2 protein-coding genes are annotated in these 919 nt (G+C 61.2%); both read left to right on the top strand.

Annotation, left to right across the window (positions count from 1 at the left end):
- Positions 1-307, top strand: a 307-nt coding sequence (locus CBW22_RS25015; protein ID WP_141097376.1) for a phospholipase D-like domain-containing protein, incomplete at its 5' end; no start/stop codon positions are given.
- Between the two features lie 45 nt (positions 308-352).
- The coding region (locus CBW22_RS25010) for a DUF1173 family protein (protein ID WP_254919570.1) at positions 353-919 on the top strand (567 nt) is incomplete at its 3' end.

Here is a 919-nt window from a genome sequence, read left to right as displayed (position 1 = left end):
CCGGCTGGTCGCCGATGAAAAGAAAAGCCGGGACCGCTGGTCTCTTGTCAGCCAGCTCGCGTGCGCTGGCGTGGACGTGCGCCTTAACGGCATGTACAGCATCATGCACAACAAGTTTATTGTGGCCGACGGCAGTGCGGTGGAAACCGGCTCATTTAATTACACGTCTTCTGCTGAAAAAAGAAATGCGGAGAACGCGCTGGTGATTAAAGACGAACCTGATATTGCCCGCCAGTATCAGGCTGAATTTAACCGGTTGTGGAATGAATCTTCACCGGTAATCTGCCCGGCAGCCGGCCTGAATTAAAATCACGCAGGTCGCATATTCAGCGTTCTTTACGGGAAGGGGTTTATGATGGCGGCAAAGAAAACGCATCCGGTCCGGTTCACCGGGCTGCGGGGCTCGCGGGAATGCGGTGCGGATTTCCGCAGCGCTGAGCCGGAGCAGTGGCAGCGCTGGCTGAAGCACGCGCGTGACAACAAGGCCACCACGGTGGTCACCTGCCTGTGCCAGCCCCCGGAGGAGGACGTGCAGCGCCGGCGCCTGAAAGTGCATCTGTCACAGAAAACAGACCAGTGCTGGCTCGCCTCATGGGCCTTCTCCGGGCACGAACACGCGCCAGACTGCCGCTTTTACTCCGTCTGGCCAGATGAGCGACAGGCCGCCATCTATGCGCCCGACGTGGTCAAAGCGGCGGCGGATGGCCGGCTTGTGGTCCGCCTGCCCACCGGCCTGCAGAAGAAAGACGTTCCTGATAAAACCCGTGATGCGCCTCCGGCCGGTGCCGGACCGGGGAGGCGGCGCCGGCAGCCCTCGATGCGCCTGCTGGGGCTGCTCCACCTGCTCTGGGAGCAGTCCGGCATCAACGTCTGGCATCCTGCATTCGATAAAAAGAAACGCTCGCCGGGCTGGGTGAGC

The sequence above is a fragment of the Pantoea sp. VS1 genome (assembly GCF_002207995.1).
GTDB classification, from domain to species: Bacteria; Pseudomonadota; Gammaproteobacteria; order Enterobacterales; family Enterobacteriaceae; genus Pantoea; species Pantoea dispersa.
Note: the sequence above shows the minus strand (reverse complement) of the source record. Positions and strands in the feature narration are given on the sequence as shown.